Below are 15,738 nucleotides of genomic sequence, written 5' to 3'. Positions count from 1 at the left end.
CCCGCCGGACGCCCGCGGCGGGGCCCGTGCCGCAGGCCGGTCGTAGGCTGGTCGCGACCCCCCACCACCACCGCCGCACCACCGCACCACCGCACCACCTCTTCGCCGTCCCCCGTGGACCCCTCGTCACCGGAGTGTTCGTGAGCCTCACCGGCCTGCTCGACGTCCTGCGCACCGAACCCGCCGTCCGCGCGGCCGTCCAGACCGCGCAGGAGGGGGGCAGCACCGCCCTGGACGTCGTCGCCCCGCTGGGGGTGCGCCCCGCCCTGGTCGCCGCCTTCGCCGAGGCGCGCCCGCTGCTCGTCGTCACCGCCACCGGCCGCGAGTGCGAGGACACCGCCACCTGGCTGCGCTGCTACCTGCCGCACGACGCCGTCGCGGAGTTCCCGGCCTGGGAGACGCTGCCGCACGAGCGGCTGTCCCCGCGCAGCGACACCGTCGCCCAGCGGCTCGCCGTCCTGCGCCGCCTCGCGCACCCCTCGCCAGACGACCCCACGACCGGGCCGGTGCGCGTCGTCGTCGCCCCCGTCCGCGCCGTCCTGCAGCCGCTGGTCAAGGGCCTGGCCGACCTCGAGCCCGTCCGCCTGCGCGCCGGCGACGACGTCGGGCTCGACCAGACCGTCGAGGCGCTCGCGGCCGCCGCCTACACGCGGGTGGACATGGTGGAGCGCCGCGGCGAGTTCGCCGTCCGCGGTGGCATCCTCGACGTCTTCCCCCCGACCCGCCCGCACCCGCTGCGCGTGGAGTTCTTCGGCGACGAGGTCGAGGAGGTCCGGTCCTTCTCCGTGGCCGACCAGCGCACCCTGGAGGTCGAACCGGACGGCGTGTGGGCCCCGCCGTGCCGGGAGCTGCTGCTCACCGAGACCGTCCGCGAGCGCGCCCGCGCGCTGCAGGAGACCCTGCCCGGCGCCGCCGACGTGCTGGCCAAGCTCGCCGAGGGCATCGCGGTCGAGGGCATGGAGTCCCTCGCCCCCGCCCTGGTCGACGGGATGGAACCGCTGCTGGACGTCCTGCCGGCCGGCACGCACGTCGTGCTGGCCGACCCCGAGAAGGTGCGCGCCCGCGCCCACGACCTCGTCGCCACCGGCGCGGAGTTCCTCGACGCGGCGTGGATGAACGCCGCCGCGGGCGGGCAGACGCCCGTCGACCTGGGCGCGTCCTCGTTCGCGACGCTGGCCGAGGTCCGGGCCCACGCCGAGGCCACCGGCCGCCCCTGGTGGTCCATCACCTCCCTGGTCGAGGACGAGGAGCTGCGCGACCTGGAGGACGTGCGGATCCTGCGCGTGGGCGCCCGCGACGTCGCCGGGTACCGCGGGGAGACCGAGAAGGCGCTGCACGAGCTGCGCGACCTGGCCTCGGCCGGGTGGCGGATCGTGGTGACGACCGAGGGGCACGGCCCGGCCAAGCGCCTGGTCGAGATGCTCTCGGGCGAGGACGTCCCGGCCCGGCTCGTCGACGACCTCGTCGAGGAACCCGCCCCGTCAGTGGTGACCGTCACCACCGCCAGCGTGGAGCACGGGTTCGTCGCCGAGGCGCTGCGGACCGCCCTGGTCACCGAGTCCGACATCACCGGCGTCGGCGGGCAGTCCACGAAGGACATGCGGCGGATGGCGCCGCGGCGACGGCGCAACGCCGTCGACCCGCTGTCCCTGCGCCCCGGCGACTTCGTCGTCCACGAGCAGCACGGCATCGGCCGGTTCGTCGAGATGGTGCAGCGCACGATTCAGGGCGCCACCCGGGAGTACCTGGTGCTGGAGTACGCCCCCAGCAAGCGCGGCCAGCCCGGGGACCGGCTGTTCGTGCCCACCGACACCCTCGACCAGGTCACCCGGTACACCGGCGGCGAGGCGCCCACGCTGTCGAAGATGGGCGGTTCGGACTGGGCCAAGACCAAGAGCCGGGCACGCAAGGCGGTCAAGGAGATCGCCGGGGACCTCATCCGGCTGTACTCGGCGCGGATGGCGACCAAGGGGTTCCAGTTCGGCCCCGACACCCCGTGGCAGCGTGAGCTGGAGGACGCCTTCGCCTACGTCGAGACGCCCGACCAGCTCGTCAGCATCGACGAGGTCAAGGCCGACATGATGAAGCCGATCCCGATGGACCGGCTCATCTGCGGCGACGTCGGGTACGGCAAGACGGAGATCGCGCTGCGCGCGGCGTTCAAGGCCGTCCAGGACGGCAAGCAGGTCGCCGTCCTGGTGCCGACGACGCTGCTGGTCCAGCAGCACTACAAGACGTTCGCCGAGCGGTACGCCCAGTTCCCCGTGTCGGTGAAGCCGCTGTCGCGGTTCACCCCGGGCGGGGAGGCCAAGGAGACGATCGCCGGTCTGGCCGACGGCTCGGTCGACGTCGTCATCGGGACGCACCGGCTGATCTCGGGGGAGGTGAAGTTCAAGGACCTCGGCCTCGTGATCGTCGACGAGGAGCAGCGGTTCGGCGTCGAGCACAAGGAGGCGCTGAAGACGCTGCGCACCAACGTCGACGTGCTCGCCATGAGCGCGACCCCGATCCCGCGCACCCTGGAGATGGCCGTCACCGGCATCCGGGAGATGTCGACGCTGGCGACCCCGCCGGAGGAGCGGCACCCCGTCCTGACGTACGTGGGCGGTCAGGAGGAGAAGCAGATCACCGCCGCCATCCGCCGCGAGCTGCTGCGCGAGGGGCAGGTGTTCTACGTCCACAACCGGGTGTCCTCGATCGAGCGGACCGCGGCCCGGCTCAAGGAGCTCGTCCCCGAGGCGCGCATCGCGACGGCGCACGGGCAGATGGGCGAGCACCGCCTCGAGCAGGTCGTCGTCGACTTCTGGGAGAAGAAGTTCGACGTGCTGGTCTGCACGACGATCGTCGAGACGGGCCTGGACATCTCCAACGCGAACACCCTCATCGTCGAGCGCGCCGACGCGATGGGCCTGTCGCAGCTGCACCAGCTGCGCGGCCGGGTCGGCCGCGGCCGCGAACGGGCGTACGCCTACTTCCTGTTCCCGCCGGAGAAACCCCTCACCGAGACCGCCCACGACCGGCTCGCCACCATCGCCCAGCACACCGACCTCGGGTCGGGCATGGCGGTGGCGATGAAGGACCTGGAGATCCGCGGCGCCGGGAACATGCTCGGCGGGGAGCAGTCCGGGCACATCGCCGGGGTGGGTTTCGACCTGTACATGCGGATGGTCGCCGACGCCGTCGCCGACGTCCGCAACAAGGTGCCGGGGGCGGCGAACGAGGACGCCGAACCCGAGCCCACCGAGGTCAAGATCGAGCTGCCCGTCGACGCCCACCTGCCGCACGACTACGTCCCCTCCGAGCGGCTGCGCCTGGAGGCCTACCGGCGGCTGGCCGCGGCCGACTCCGCCGACGACCTCGTCGAGCTGCACTCCGAGCTGGTCGACCGCTACGGCACCCCGCCGCAGCCGGTGCTGAACCTGCTGGAGGTCGCGAAGTTCCGCATCGCCGCCCGCCAGGGCGGTCTGCGGGAGGTCGCGCTGATGGGCAAGCAGGTCCGGTTCGCCCCGATCAGCCTGCCGGAGTCCAAGGAGCTGCGGCTCAAGCGGCTCTACCCGGGGACGGTCCTCAAGCCCGCCCTCGACGTGGCGCTGGTCCCGGCGCCGATGACGGCCCGCATCGGGGGCAAGCCGCTGCGGGACGCCGAGGTGCTGGCCTGGGCGACGGAGTTCGTCAACGCCGTCCTGCTGGACCAGCCCGCGGCGGTCGCGGCGGGGAACGCGCGGTAGGGGTCAGCCCAGCAGGCGGGCGAGGTCCACGGCGAGTTCCGCCGGGCCGACGTCGAGCGGGACGGCGGGCTCGCCGTCCCGCAGGACGCGGTCGGCGCGGAACACGCCGCTGTCGTCCAGGACGTGGACCGACAGGGTGCGCTCGCGGGGATCGACGATCCAGTAGCGGGGCAGGCCGGCGGCGGCGTACTTGGCCATCTTCAGCAGGAGGTCGTCGCTGCGGTTCGTGGACAGGACCTCGACCACGAGGGACGGCGTGCCCGTGAAGCGCCTGTCGTCCGTCTCGTCGGCGCGGGCCCACACCATGACGTCGGGGATGAACTCGTCCTTCCCCGGTTTCCAGCCCCAGGCCACCGTCGCGTCGTGCGTCGGGGGGAGCACCGCTTGCAGCCGTGCCACCAGTGCCACGGAGATCCTCTGGTGGTGCAGCCCCGGGGCGGGGTTCACGACGACGAGGCCGTCGATGTACTCACGGCGAGGATCCTCCGGCAGCGCCTCGTACTGTTCCCAGGACATGGGCTCCCCCGCGGGGAGCGGTGTGGTCACCGACATCGCGCTCGCCTCCTACGGGTCGACCCCTCGGAGTCTAGGGTCGCCGCGCCGGCCGGGGTAGGTAGCTTGCGCCCATGAGCCAGTCCCCGCCCGGCAGCAAGCTCCTCGACCTCGTCGCCGTCATGGACCGCCTGCGCTCACCCGGCGGCTGCCCCTGGGACGCGCAGCAGACCCACGTCTCGCTGCTGAGGTACCTCGTGGAGGAGACCTACGAGGTCGTCGACGCCGTGGAGAACGGCACCCGCGCCGAGCTGCGCGACGAGCTCGGCGACCTGCTGCTCCAGGTCGTCTTCCACGCCCGCGTCGCGCAGGAGGACCCCGAGGAGCCGTTCGACGTCGACGACGTGGCGGCGGCGATCGTCGCCAAGCTGGAGCGGCGGCACCCGCACGTGTTCGCCGGCGAGGCCGTGGCCGAGGACCTGCAGGCCGGCTGGGACGCCATCAAGGCGACGGAGAAGCCGCGCGAGAGCGTGCTCGACGGGATCCCGCCGGGGTTGCCGGCGCTGGCCCGCGCGGACAAGGTGCTGGGGCGGCTGCAGCGCAACGGCCTCGACGAGCCGGTGAGCGCGCAGGCCACCCCGGAGCAGGTCGGGGAGGAGCTCCTGGCCGTGGTCCGCCGCGCCCACGCCGCCGGCGTCGACCCCGAGGCGGCGCTGCGCACCGCGACCCGCGAGCTGGAGACCGCGGCCCGGGCCCGCGAGCGCGCGGCTGGGTAGGGTCCGGGCTCGTGACCCACGTGCTGGCCATCGACATCGGTGGCACCAAGATCGCTGCCGGGCTCGTCGCCGACGACGGGACCGTGAGCCACGACCGCGAGGTGCCCACCGACGCCCGTGACGCCGCCGCGGTCGCCGCGGCGCTCGCGGGGCTGGTCGACGACGTCGTCGGGGACGCGCTGGCCGCGGGCCTGTCGGCCGCCGACGTCGCCGACGTCGTCGGCATCGGCTCCGCGGGGCCGGTCGACACGGTCACCGGGACGGTGCACCCGGTGAACATCGTGTCGCTGCGCGGGTTCCCGCTCGTCGAGCACGTCGCGGCGCACGCCGCGAAGGTGCTGGGGCGGCCGGCGCGGGCGCGGCTGGCGCAGGACGGCCAGTGCTTCGCCGCGGCCGAGCAGTGGATCGGCGCGGCCCAGGGGTCGCCGTCGATGATGGGCGTCGTCGTGTCCACCGGCATCGGCGGCGGCATCGTCCTGGACGGGCGGATCCTGTCGGGCAAGTCCGGCAACGCCGGGTTCATCAGCCACGTCGGGGTCGTGCTCGACGGGGAGCTGCTGCCGGGGTCGGGGGCCTCGGGGGTCGTGGAGGCCTACGCCAGCGGCCCGGCGATGGTCCGGGCCGCGCTCGCGCAGGGCTGGCGGCCGGGGGAGCGGGTCGACGCGAAGGTGCTGACGGCCGACGCCCGCGACGGCGACCCGGTCGCCCGCGCCGTCATCGCCGCCGGGACCCGGGCCCTGGCCTCGGCGTTCGCGTCGTCGGCGGCGCTGTTCGACCTGTCCGACATCGTCGTGGGCGGCGGGGTCGCCTCCGCCGGTGACGTGCTGATGGACCCGCTGCGCCGGGCGTTCGCGGAGTTCGCGGTGTACCCGCACCTGGCCGACGTCCGCCTCACCCCCTCCGCCCTGCCCCGCGGGTCGGGCCTGGTGGGGGCGGGGCGGCTGGGGTGGACGGCGCTGGCGGGCTGACCGGCTGACCGGCGGCGGCCGGCGGCTCAGCGCCGCAGCGGCTCCACGTGCGCCCCGTCCAGCCGCAGCGAGGACCGGGTCGCGAAGCCGCCGTAGGCCAGGTCCACCTCCACGACGGCCTCGTGCGTGCCGATCGGGAAGCGGAACTCCTTGTCGGAGAACCAGATCCGGTCCTCCTCGAGGACCTTCCCGTCCAGCCGGACGACGATCTTCCCGCTCATCGACGCGACGTCGACGTCGATCTCGTGCTGCCGGCCGTCCAGCTCGAACCGCCAGGCGTTGTCACCCTCGCTCATCGTCCTGCCCCTTCCTCGGCGTCGGCCCCCACCCTGCAGGACGTCGGGCGTCGGGGGGTGGTTCCCGTCACGGCGGAGGCGACTAGGCTCGGGTCGACAGACGACATCGAGAAGCACGAGGAGTGCGCGTGGCCACCATCGAGGCCGTCGGAGCTCGCGAGATCCTTGACTCGCGCGGCAACCCCACCGTCGAGGTCGAGATCCTGCTCGACGACGGGACCTTCAGCCGGGCGGCCGTGCCGTCCGGTGCGTCCACCGGCGCCTACGAGGCCAACGAGCGCCGCGACGGCGACAAGGGCCGCTACCTGGGCAAGGGCGTCGAGCAGGCCGTCGAGGCCGTCATCGAGGAGGTCGGCCCCGCGCTGGTCGGCCACGAGGCCCACGAGCAGCGGATCATCGACCAGGTCATGCTCGACCTGGACGGCACCCCGAACAAGAGCCGCCTGGGCGCCAACGCGATCCTCGGGGTCTCGCTGGCCGTCGCCAAGGCCGCCGCGTCGTCGGTGGACCTGCCGCTGTTCCGCTACCTCGGCGGCCCGAACGCGCACGTCCTGCCCGTGCCGATGATGAACATCGTCAACGGCGGCGCGCACGCCGACACCGGCGTCGCGATCCAGGAGTTCATGATCGCCCCCGTCGGCGCGGCCTCCTTCCGCGAGGCGCTGCGCTGGGGCGCGGAGACGTACCACGCGCTGAAGTCGGTCCTGAAGTCGCGCGGGCTGTCCACCGGCCTGGGGGACGAGGGCGGCTTCGCCCCCGACCTGCCCAGCAACAAGGACGCCCTCGACCTCATCCTCGAGGCCGTCGGCAAGGCCGGGTTCGCCCCGGGCAAGGACATCGCGCTGGCGCTCGACGTCGCCGCGACGGAGTTCTTCGAGGCAGGCCAGTACTCCTTCGAGGGCGCGGAGCGCTCGGCGGAGTGGATGACCGGCTACTACGAGGGCCTGGTCTCGGAGTACCCGCTGGTCTCCATCGAGGACCCGCTGTCCGAGGACGACTGGGACGGCTGGGTGCACATCACCAACGCCCTGGGCGGCAAGCTCCAGCTCGTCGGCGACGACCTGTTCGTCACCAACCCCGAGCGGCTGGCCAAGGGCATCGACCTCGGTGCCGGCAACTCGATGCTGGTGAAGGTCAACCAGATCGGTTCGCTGACCGAGACCCTCGACGCCGTCGACCTGGCGCACCGCAGCGGGTTCACCACGATGATGAGCCACCGCTCGGGCGAGACCGAGGACACCACCATCGCCGACCTCGCCGTCGCGGTGGGCTCGGGCCAGATCAAGACCGGCGCCCCGGCCCGCTCCGAGCGCGTCGCGAAGTACAACCAGCTCCTGCGCATCGAGGAGGAGCTGGACGACGCGGCCCGCTACGCCGGCGCGAAGGCGTTCCCGCGCTCGGCCGGTTTCACCGGGCGCGCCTGACCCGGTGACGGCCGCGTCCGGGAGAAGCTAGAGCCCATGGCGACGCGACGTCCGACTGCGCCCCGCAGCCCCTCCCGCCAGGCGGGGGCCGCGGGGCGCAGTGCTGCGCCCCGCCAGCCGTCGCGCGCCGGGCGCGGTCCGGGCAGCACCGGCCGCACCCCGAGGGCGAACTCGCGGCCGGCGCCGGCGGCCCGCGGCCGCAGCGCCGCGACGATGAGCCCGGCCGACCGGCGCCGCACCCGCGGCCCGCGCGTCCTGGTGCTGTCCGCCGTGGTGCTGCTGCTGGCGATCTTCCTCGTGCCCAGCCTGCAGAAGTGGCTGGAGCAGCGCTCCGAGATCGGGCGGCTGACCCACCAGATCGCCCAGCAGGAGCAGGACCTCGCCGCGGCGCAGGCGCAGGCCGACCGCTGGGACGACGACGCGTACGTCGCGACCCAGGCGCGGGAGCGGCTGCGGTACGTCCGGCCCGGGGAGGTCCCGTACGTCGTCGACGGCGAGAGCCGGGCCGACGAGGTGTCCCCGCAGGAGGCCGCGACGGCCGTGCCGAAGCCGTCGGCGGCCTGGTACGAGAACATCTGGGAGTCCCTGCGGATCGCCGGCAACCCCGCCGACGCCCCCCCACCGACCACCCCCGGGCTGGGAACGCCCAGTTCGACGAAGTAGAAGGCAGATCGTGAGCAGCCCCGCCACCCCCGTCGCCCAGGCCGACCTCGACAGCATCGCCGGCCGGCTCGGCCGGGTCCCGCGGGGGGTGGTGGCCATCGCCCACCGCTGCTCCTGCGGCCGCCCGGACGTCGTCGAGACCGCGCCGCGGCTGCCCGACGGCACCCCGTTCCCCACGACGTACTACCTCGTCGACCCCGTCGCGGCCGGTGCCATCAGCACCCTGGAGGCGTCGGGCCTGATGCGGGAGATGACCGAGCGCCTCGGGCAGGACCCCGAGCTCGCCGCGGCCTACCGGCGCGCGCACGAGGACCTGCTGCGCCGCCGGGCCGCGCTCGGGGACGCCGACGTCCCCGAGATCGCCGGGATCTCCTGCGGCGGGATGCCGACGCGGGTCAAGTGCCTGCACGCCCTCGTCGGGCACGCCCTCGCCGCGGGCCCGGGGGTCAACCCCATCGGGGACGAGACCCTGGAGCGGCTCGCCGCCGACGGCGGCTGGCCGGCCACCTGCCCGCACACCGGGGACGACGCGTGAGGCGCGTCGCGGCGATCGACTGCGGCACGAACTCGCTGCGCCTGCTCGTCGCCGACGTCGACCCGGAGACGGGCCGGGCGCACGAGCTCGAGCGCACCATGGAGGTCGTCCGCCTCGGCCAGGGCGTCGACCGGACCGGCGCGTTCGCCCCGGAGGCGCTGCAGCGCACCTTCTCCGCGGTCGACCGCGCCGCGGGGCTCATCGCCCGGCACGCCCCCGCCGCCGTGCGGTTCGTCGCCACGTCCGCCTCGCGGGACGTGTCCAACCGGGAGGAGTTCCGCGCCGGGGTCCGGGCCCGCCTCGGGGTCGACCCCGACGTCGTCAGCGGCGACGAGGAAGCCGCGCTCAGCTTCGCCGGGGCCACCGCCGAGCTCGACGCCCGGCGGGCGCCGTTCCTCGTGGTCGACCTCGGCGGCGGGTCCACCGAGCTCGTCCTCGGCGGTGAGCGGGTCGAGGTCGCGCGCTCGCTGGACGTGGGGTCGGTGCGGATGACCGAACGGCACCTGCACGACGACCCGCCCACCGCGCAGCAGGTCGCCGCGGCCCGCGCCGACGTCGAGGCCGCGCTGGAGGCCAGCCCCGTCCCGCTGGAGCGGACCCGCACGCTCGTCGGGGTCGCCGGGTCCATCACCACGATCACGGCCGCCGCGATCGAGCTCACCGAGTACGCCCCCGGCCGCCTGCACGGGGTGCGGCTGCCGGTGGGGCAGGTCCTGGCCGCGTGCGAGCGGCTGCTGCGCGCCACGCGGGCGCAGAAGGCGGCGATGCCGTTCGTGCACCCCGGCCGCGTCGACGTCATCGGCGCCGGGGCGCTGGTGTGGGCGACGGTGCTGGAGCGGGTCGCGGCGCGCGCGGGCGTCGAGGAGGTCCTCACCAGCGAGCACGACGTCCTCGACGGGATCGCCGTCGCGCTGGCCCGCAGCCTCTGACCGGCCCGGCCCGGCCCGGCGCTCAGCGCTGCGGCAGCAGAGCCCGCAGGTCGTCGGGCAGCGCGAGCTGCACCTGCTTCGGCGCGGTCCGGCGCCACGCCTCCAGCACCACCGAGCGCAGCTCGGTGGGGTCGGCGCTCGCCAGCCGCACCTCCACCCACCCGAACCGCCCGGTGTGCGACGCGACCCGGTACGTCGCGCCGTCCCCGGCGATCAGTTCGGCCTGGTCGGCCTTCGACGCCTTCACCGACGCGAGCGCCTCCTCGTCGTGCAGGATGACGAAGATCTTCGCCCGAACGCGGAACGTCGCCGCGCCCCACGTCTGCTCCTCGTACGCCTCGGGCAGTCCCAGGGCCCAGGCCCGCAGCGCGCCGCTCGTCACCACGCGTCCAGCCAACCGCAGATCTGGCAGGGTGGGAAGCATGAGCACCGTGACCGCCACGACCACTCGACGCATCGACGCGCCCGCCGAGCGCGTCCTCGCCGCACTGGCCGACTACAGCGGCACGCGCCCGCGGCTGCTGCCCGAGCAGTTCACCGACTACGAGGTGCTGGAGGGCGGCCAGGGGCCGGGCACGCAGGTGCGCTGGAAGCTGCACGCCACCAAGAAGCGGGTCCGCGACGTGCGCGCCGTCGTCACCGCCACCGACCGCCACGCCCTCGTGGAGAGCGACGCGAACTCCACCCTGGTCACGACGTGGCGCGTGGAGGACGACGGCCCGGACGCCTCCGAGGTCGTCGTCACCAGCGAGTGGAACGGCGCCGGCGGCATCGGCGGCTTCTTCGAGCGCACCTTCGCCCCCCGCGGTCTGGACCGCATCTACGGTGAACTCCTCGACAACCTCGCCGACACCGTCGCCCGCTGAGCACCCCGCGACGGGGGTGCCGTTCGACTCGCCCGTCCCGCCGGGCACCGGCTGGCCGGGGGACCCGTCGGCGCCGGGCACCCCGGTCGCCCGCACCCCCGACGACGTCCGCCGGCTCGCGACGACGGACCTGCTCGCCCGCAGCTGCGTGTGCCGCGCGTGCCCGCGGCTGGTCGCCTGGCGCGAGGACGTCGCCCGCCTCAAGCGCCGCGCGTTCCGCACCGAGCCCTACTGGGGCCGGCCCGTGCCGAGCCTGGGCGTCGACGACCCGCGCGTCCTCGTCGTGGGGCTGGCCCCCGCCGCGCACGGCGGGAACCGCACCGGGCGCATGTTCACCGGCGACTCCTCGGGGGACTGGATCATCCGGGCCCTGTTCCGGGCGGGGCTGGCGAACCAGCCCACGTCGGTGCACGCCGCCGACGGCCTCGCGCTGCGGCGCACCCGGATCGTCGCGCCCGTGCGGTGCGCGCCGCCGGACAACAAGCCCACCCCCGACGAGCGCGCCACCTGCGCGCAGTGGCTGGACGCCGAGCTGCGCGAGGTCGGCGCCGACGTCCGCGTCGTCCTGGCCCTGGGGGGCATCGCGTGGGCCTCGACGCTGACCGCCGCCCGGCGGGCGGGGTGGGCGGTGCCGCGCCCGCAGCCGAGGTTCGGCCACGGCGCCGAGGCCGACCTCACCGGCCCGCACGGCCCGGTCCGGCTGCTCGGCAGCTACCACGTCAGCCGGCAGAACACCGCGACCGGCCGGCTGACCGAGGCCATGCTCGACGAGGTGGTGGCCCGCGCCGCCCGGCTCGGTGGTCAGGGGTGACCCCCGTGCCCGGCGCCCCCGCGGAGGTCCTCGTGGTCGGCGGCGGTTTCGTCGGGCTGCACGCGACCCTGCGGCTGCTGCGCCGGTCGCGGCCCGGCGAGCTGCACGTGACCCTGGTCGACCCCCGCGGGTACATGACGTACCACCCGTTCCTGCCCGAGGTCGCCGCCGGTTCCGTCGAGCCCCGCCACGCGGCGGTCCCGCTGCGCCGCACCCTGTCCGGCGCCGACGTCCTCACCGGGGAGGTCGTCGCCCTCGACCACGCCGGCCGGCGCGCGCGGGTCCGGACCGCCGACGGGGCCGAGCGCGACCTGACCTACGACGTGGTGGTCGTGGCCCCGGGGTCGGTGGCCCGGACGCCGCCGGTGCCCGGCCTCGCCGAGCACGCCACCGGGTTCAAGACGGTCGAGGAGGCCGTGCACCTGCGCGGGCACGTCCTGGCCCAGCTCGACCTGGCCGAGGTCTCGGCCGACCCCGCCCGGCGGGCCCGGGCGCTGACGTTCGTGTTCGTCGGCGGCGGCTACGCCGGGATCGAGGCGATCGGCGAGCTCGAGGACGTGGCCCGGTACGCGGTGCGGCTGCACCCCGGGCTGCGGGTCGCGGACCTGCGGTTCGTCCTGGTGGAGGCCGGCGACCGCCTCCTGCCCGAGGTCGGCGAGCAGCTCAGCCGGTACGCCGCGCAGGCCCTGCGGGCGCGGGGCGTCGAGATCGCGCTCGGCACCACCCCGACGTCCTGCGCGGGCGGCCGGGTCGAGCTGTCCGACGGCCGCGCGTTCGAGGCGGGCACGATCGTGTGGACCGCCGGGGTGAAGGCGCACCCGGTCCTGCGGGCCACGGACCTGCCGCTGGACGACCGGTCCCGGCTGCGGGTGGGCACCGACCTGCGGGTCGTGGGCGTCGAGGGCGCCTGGGGGGCGGGGGACTGCTGCGCGGTCCCCGACGTCACGGCGCCCGGCGCGTTCTGCGCCCCCAACGCCCAGCACGCCGTGCGGCAGGCGCGGCGGCTGGCCGACAACCTCCTGGCCGGGCTGCGCGGGCGCCCGGCGCGGGAGTACCGGCACGCCCACGTGGGGTCCGTCGCCTCGCTGGGGCTGCACCAGGGCGTGGCGCAGGTCCGCGGCCTGCGGCTGCACGGCTACCCGGCCTGGTTGCTGCACCGGCTGCACCACCTGTCCGCGGTCCCCACCGGCAGCCGCAAGGCGGGCGTGCTGCTGGGGTGGGTGCAGGCGGCGCTGTTCCCCCGCGAGGCCGTCTCGCCGGGCGCGTCGTCGCACCCGTTCACCGAGTTCGAGCGCGCCGCGCGCTCCTGACAAGATGGGCCCGCGCAGGCCCGGGTGGCGTAACTGGTAGGCGCACGGGGCTTAAACCCCCGGGCCGTTCGCGGCGTGCGGGTTCGATCCCCGTCCCGGGTACCCATCGTGATGACTCCGTGATCGAGGCCGGGAACGGCGCGGCCCCGCGGGTCGTTGCACCCCACAAGGATCATCAGCTCCGGAGGGGAGCCATGGAGAGCAAGAACCCGGTCTTCGCGCGCAGCAACGAGTGGAAGCGGAACGGCTACGCGACGTTCGACGCGCCCAGCTCGGCCCAGCGCCAGCCCGCGGACGCCTCGGCCCGCACGCTCGAGGACTGGTACCAGAAGCCGTCCGCCACCCCGGCGCAGTCGCGCCGGATGACCCTCGACGACGTCGTCCTGCGGACGGCGTCGCTGTTCGCCGTCCTGCTCGTCGGCGCGGCCGCCGGCTACTTCGGGGTCCGCGGCGGGACGCTGAGCTTCCTGCCGATCATCGGCGCGGCCCTGGTCGCGATGGTCCTCGGCATCTGGGCGCAGGTGTCCCGCACGGTCCGCCCGGGCGTGATGTTCGCCTACGCGGCCCTGGAGGGCCTGTTCGTCGGCGGCATCTCGGCGGTCTACGCCTCGCTGTACGACGGCATCATCGGCCAGGCCGTGCTCGGCACGCTGGCGGCGTTCGCCGGGATGCTGGTCGCCTACAAGACGGGCGTCGTCCGCAACAGCCCGCGCTTCACGAAGATCCTGCTCATCGCGGGTGCGGGGTACCTGGTCTTCGGGCTGGTCAACCTCGGCCTGTGGGCCTTCACGGGTGCGAGCGTCTACTCCGGCGGTGGGCCGCTGGCGATCCTCGTCAGCGCCTTCGGCGTCGTGCTGGCCTCGCTGTTCCTCGTCCTCGACTTCGACTACATCGAGCAGGGCGTCCGCAACGGCCTGCCGGTCAAGGAGTCCTGGCGCGCCGGCTTCGGCCTGATGGTGACGCTGGTCTGGCTGTACCTGGAGGTCCTGCGCCTCATCGCGATCCTGCGCGGCAGCAGCGACTGACGCGTGTGATCGACTGTCGGGCGTGAACGACCCGACGCCGCACGAGACCGACCCCGAGCTCGGCGCGCTGGAACCTCAGCGCGCCGAGCTCCGTCGTTCCCTGGGCCTGCAGGCCGACCGGGTCCGCGGGCTGCCGCTGTCGCGCCTGGAGCGGTCGGTCGAGGGGGCCCCGAGCCCGGCCGACGCCGTGCGCGCCGCGGCGCAGGCGCTGGCCGACCTGGCCGCCGACGCCGAGGGCGAACCCCGGCGGGAGCTGCCGCGGGTGGGCACCCACGGCCTGGGGGACCAGCTCGCGGTCGTCGGCGCCGACGTCGCGCGCTTCGGCGGCGCGGCGGCGCTGGCCGCGGCGCAGGAGGTGCTGGTGGCCGTGCGCCGGGCCCTGTGACGGCGCGCGGCACGTGCGGACCCCCGCGGCCGGTGGGCGATGATGGGCCCATGCGCTACGCCGAGACCGTCGTCGACCTCGTGGGCGGGACCCCGCTGGTCAAGCTCAACCGCGTGACCGAGGGCCTGGCCTGCACGGTGCTCGCGAAGGTCGAGTACCTCAACCCGGGCGGCTCCGTGAAGGACCGCATCGCCACCCGCATGATCGAGGCCGCCGAGGCCGAGGGGGCCCTGAAGCCGGGCGGGACGATCGTCGAGCCCACCAGCGGCAACACCGGCGTCGGCCTGGCGCTGGTCGCCCAGCAGCGCGGCTACCGCTGCGTGTTCGTGTGCCCGGACAAGGTCGGGGTGGACAAGCGCAACGTCCTCAAGGCCTACGGCGCGGAGGTCGTCGTGTGCCCGACGGCGGTGCCGCCGGAGGACCCGCAGTCGTACTACTCCGTCTCCGACCGCCTGGTCCGCGAGATCGAGGGCGCCTGGAAGCCGAACCAGTACGCCAACGTCCACGGCCCGCGCAGCCACTACGAGACCACCGGCCCGGAGATCTGGGCCGACACCGAGGGCCGCGTCACGCACTTCGTCACCGGTGTGGGCACCGGCGGGACCATCACCGGCACGGGCCGCTACCTCAAGGAGCAGGGCCCGGTCCGCGTCATCGGCGCCGACCCCGAGGGTTCGGTGTACTCCGGCGGCACCGGCCGCCCGTACCTCGTCGAGGGCGTGGGCGAGGACTTCTGGCCCAGCGCGTACGACCCGTCGGTCCCGGACGAGATCATCGCCGTCTCCGACGCCGACTCCTTCCAGATGACGCGGCGCCTGGCCCGCGAGGAGGGCCTGCTCGTCGGCGGGTCCTGCGGGATGGCCGTCGTGGCGGCCCTGCGGGCGGCGGAGGGCCTCGGCCCGGACGACGTCGTGGTGGTGCTGCTGCCCGACGGGGGCCGCGGGTACCTCGGCAAGATCTTCAACGACGACTGGATGGCCTCCTACGGGTTCCTGGACTCCGAGGAGGGCGGTACCGTCGGGGACGTGCTGCGCCACAAGAGCGCCGGGCTGCCCGCGCTGGTGCACACGCACCCGACGGAGACCGTGCACGACGTCATCGAGATCATGCGGGAGTACGGCGTCTCGCAGCTGCCCGTCGTGGGGGCCGAGCCGCCGGTCATGGCCGGGGAGATCGCCGGGTCCGTCAACGAGCGGGAGGTCCTGGACGCGCTGTTCACGGGCCGGGCGAAGATGTCGGACGCCGTCAGCGCGCACATGGGCGCGCCGCTGCCGCTGGTCGGGTCGGGGCAGTCCGTCGCCGACGCGCGGGAGGTGTTCACCGCCGCCGACGCGGCCGTGGTCGTCGAGGACGGCAAGCCCGTCGGCGTCATCACCCGCCACGACCTGCTGGCCTACCTGGCCCTGTCCCACTGACCTCGCGCTGAGGTTCCCGGGGGGGGGGGGGGGGGGGGGGGGGGGGGGGGGGGGGGGGGGGGGGGGGGGGGGGGGGGGGGGGGGGGGGGGCGGGGGGGGGGGGGGGCGGCGGGGC

At 74.9% G+C, this 15,738-nt stretch carries 16 protein-coding genes and 1 tRNA gene; 14 read left to right on the top strand and 3 right to left on the bottom strand.

What is annotated here, in order from left to right; translation table 11 throughout:
- Positions 1-140 precede the first annotated feature (140 nt).
- A complete protein-coding gene (mfd, locus tag ACRYM6_RS15665; protein WP_432543816.1) occupies positions 141-3,728 on the top strand; it encodes a transcription-repair coupling factor in 3,588 nt (1,195 codons plus the stop codon).
- 3 nt (positions 3,729-3,731) lie between these two features.
- On the opposite strand, the gene ACRYM6_RS15660 is transcribed toward mfd, so the two are convergent.
- Positions 3,732-4,244, bottom strand: coding sequence for a Uma2 family endonuclease (locus ACRYM6_RS15660; RefSeq protein WP_432543815.1), 513 nt, complete (start codon positions 4,242-4,244; stop codon positions 3,732-3,734).
- A 110-nt stretch (positions 4,245-4,354) separates the two neighbouring features.
- Between ACRYM6_RS15660 and ACRYM6_RS15655 the strand changes: the two genes are divergently transcribed.
- Positions 4,355-4,996 carry a nucleoside triphosphate pyrophosphohydrolase gene (locus ACRYM6_RS15655; protein ID WP_432543814.1) on the top strand — a complete coding sequence of 214 codons (642 nt, stop codon included), beginning with the start codon at positions 4,355-4,357 and terminating at the stop codon, positions 4,994-4,996.
- Between the two features lie 11 nt (positions 4,997-5,007).
- Positions 5,008-5,964, top strand: a complete 957-nt coding sequence (locus tag ACRYM6_RS15650) for an ROK family protein (protein ID WP_432543813.1) — start codon at positions 5,008-5,010, stop codon at positions 5,962-5,964.
- Positions 5,965-5,990: 26 nt separating this feature from the next.
- Here the strand turns inward: ACRYM6_RS15650 and ACRYM6_RS15645 are convergent, their stop codons facing one another.
- A complete protein-coding gene (locus ACRYM6_RS15645) occupies positions 5,991-6,260 on the bottom strand; it encodes a hypothetical protein (protein ID WP_432543812.1) in 270 nt (89 codons plus the stop codon).
- A 128-nt stretch (positions 6,261-6,388) separates the two neighbouring features.
- Between ACRYM6_RS15645 and eno the strand changes: the two genes are divergently transcribed.
- The 4 genes from eno to ACRYM6_RS15625 all read left to right on the top strand — a co-directional run bounded on the left by eno (position 6,389) and on the right by ACRYM6_RS15625 (position 9,811).
- Positions 6,389-7,684: a phosphopyruvate hydratase gene (gene eno, locus ACRYM6_RS15640; RefSeq protein WP_432543811.1), complete on the top strand. Its 1,296-nt coding sequence runs from the start codon at positions 6,389-6,391 to the stop codon at positions 7,682-7,684.
- Positions 7,685-7,897: 213 nt separating this feature from the next.
- Complete coding sequence (locus ACRYM6_RS15635; protein WP_432543810.1) at positions 7,898-8,347, top strand: FtsB family cell division protein; 450 nt, start codon at positions 7,898-7,900, stop codon at positions 8,345-8,347.
- Between the two features lie 10 nt (positions 8,348-8,357).
- A complete protein-coding gene (locus ACRYM6_RS15630; RefSeq protein WP_432543809.1) occupies positions 8,358-8,882 on the top strand; it encodes a DUF501 domain-containing protein in 525 nt (174 codons plus the stop codon).
- Positions 8,879-9,811, top strand: a complete 933-nt coding sequence (locus ACRYM6_RS15625) for a Ppx/GppA phosphatase family protein (RefSeq protein ID WP_432543808.1) — start codon at positions 8,879-8,881, stop codon at positions 9,809-9,811. The genes ACRYM6_RS15630 and ACRYM6_RS15625 overlap by 4 nt, the downstream gene beginning before the upstream one ends.
- A gap of 22 nt (positions 9,812-9,833) precedes the next feature.
- Here the strand turns inward: ACRYM6_RS15625 and ACRYM6_RS15620 are convergent, their stop codons facing one another.
- Positions 9,834-10,196, bottom strand: coding sequence for an MmcQ/YjbR family DNA-binding protein (locus tag ACRYM6_RS15620; RefSeq protein WP_432543807.1), 363 nt, complete (start codon positions 10,194-10,196; stop codon positions 9,834-9,836).
- 37 nt (positions 10,197-10,233) lie between these two features.
- Here ACRYM6_RS15620 and ACRYM6_RS15615 point away from each other — a divergent pair, with 37 nt between their 5' ends.
- The 7 genes from ACRYM6_RS15615 to ACRYM6_RS15585 all read left to right on the top strand — a co-directional run bounded on the left by ACRYM6_RS15615 (position 10,234) and on the right by ACRYM6_RS15585 (position 15,623).
- Positions 10,234-10,677 carry an SRPBCC family protein gene (locus ACRYM6_RS15615; RefSeq protein WP_432510568.1) on the top strand — a complete coding sequence of 148 codons (444 nt, stop codon included), beginning with the start codon at positions 10,234-10,236 and terminating at the stop codon, positions 10,675-10,677.
- Between the two features lie 16 nt (positions 10,678-10,693).
- Positions 10,694-11,488, top strand: coding sequence for a uracil-DNA glycosylase (locus ACRYM6_RS15610; protein ID WP_432543806.1), 795 nt, complete (start codon positions 10,694-10,696; stop codon positions 11,486-11,488).
- A gap of 5 nt (positions 11,489-11,493) precedes the next feature.
- Positions 11,494-12,798, top strand: a complete 1,305-nt coding sequence (locus ACRYM6_RS15605; RefSeq protein ID WP_432543805.1) for an NAD(P)/FAD-dependent oxidoreductase — start codon at positions 11,494-11,496, stop codon at positions 12,796-12,798.
- A gap of 18 nt (positions 12,799-12,816) precedes the next feature.
- Positions 12,817-12,900, top strand: a tRNA-Leu gene (locus ACRYM6_RS15600).
- Between the two features lie 92 nt (positions 12,901-12,992).
- Positions 12,993-13,823 (top strand): Bax inhibitor-1/YccA family protein, encoded by an 831-nt coding sequence (locus tag ACRYM6_RS15595; protein ID WP_432543804.1) that lies wholly within the window; start codon positions 12,993-12,995, stop codon positions 13,821-13,823.
- 22 nt (positions 13,824-13,845) lie between these two features.
- Entirely contained in the window at positions 13,846-14,208 is a 363-nt protein-coding gene (locus ACRYM6_RS15590; RefSeq protein ID WP_432543803.1) for a hypothetical protein, read from the top strand.
- Between the two features lie 50 nt (positions 14,209-14,258).
- Entirely contained in the window at positions 14,259-15,623 is a 1,365-nt protein-coding gene (locus tag ACRYM6_RS15585; RefSeq protein WP_432543802.1) for a cystathionine beta-synthase, read from the top strand.
- Positions 15,624-15,738: the final 115 nt, after the last annotated feature.

Origin of the sequence: Kineococcus rugosus, from assembly GCF_050871975.1 — a bacterium.
Classification (GTDB): domain Bacteria; phylum Actinomycetota; class Actinomycetes; order Actinomycetales; family Kineococcaceae; genus Kineococcus.
This window is presented reverse-complemented; position numbering and strand designations above follow the sequence as displayed.

Bases quoted from the DNA above. Each gene is read 5' to 3' on its own strand.
- ACRYM6_RS15595 (WP_432543804.1), top strand. From the start codon at position 12,993: ATGGAGAGCAAGAACCCGGTCTTCGCGCGCAGCAACGAGTGGAAGCGG.
- ACRYM6_RS15645 (WP_432543812.1), bottom strand. From the start codon at position 6,260: ATGAGCGAGGGTGACAACGCCTGGCGGTTCGAGCTGGACGGCCGGCAG.
- ACRYM6_RS15635 (WP_432543810.1), top strand. From the start codon at position 7,898: ATGAGCCCGGCCGACCGGCGCCGCACCCGCGGCCCGCGCGTCCTGGTG.
- ACRYM6_RS15660 (WP_432543815.1), bottom strand. From the start codon at position 4,244: ATGTCCTGGGAACAGTACGAGGCGCTGCCGGAGGATCCTCGCCGTGAG.
- ACRYM6_RS15585 (WP_432543802.1), top strand. From the start codon at position 14,259: ATGCGCTACGCCGAGACCGTCGTCGACCTCGTGGGCGGGACCCCGCTG.
- ACRYM6_RS15655 (WP_432543814.1), top strand. From the start codon at position 4,355: ATGAGCCAGTCCCCGCCCGGCAGCAAGCTCCTCGACCTCGTCGCCGTC.
- ACRYM6_RS15615 (WP_432510568.1), top strand. From the start codon at position 10,234: ATGAGCACCGTGACCGCCACGACCACTCGACGCATCGACGCGCCCGCC.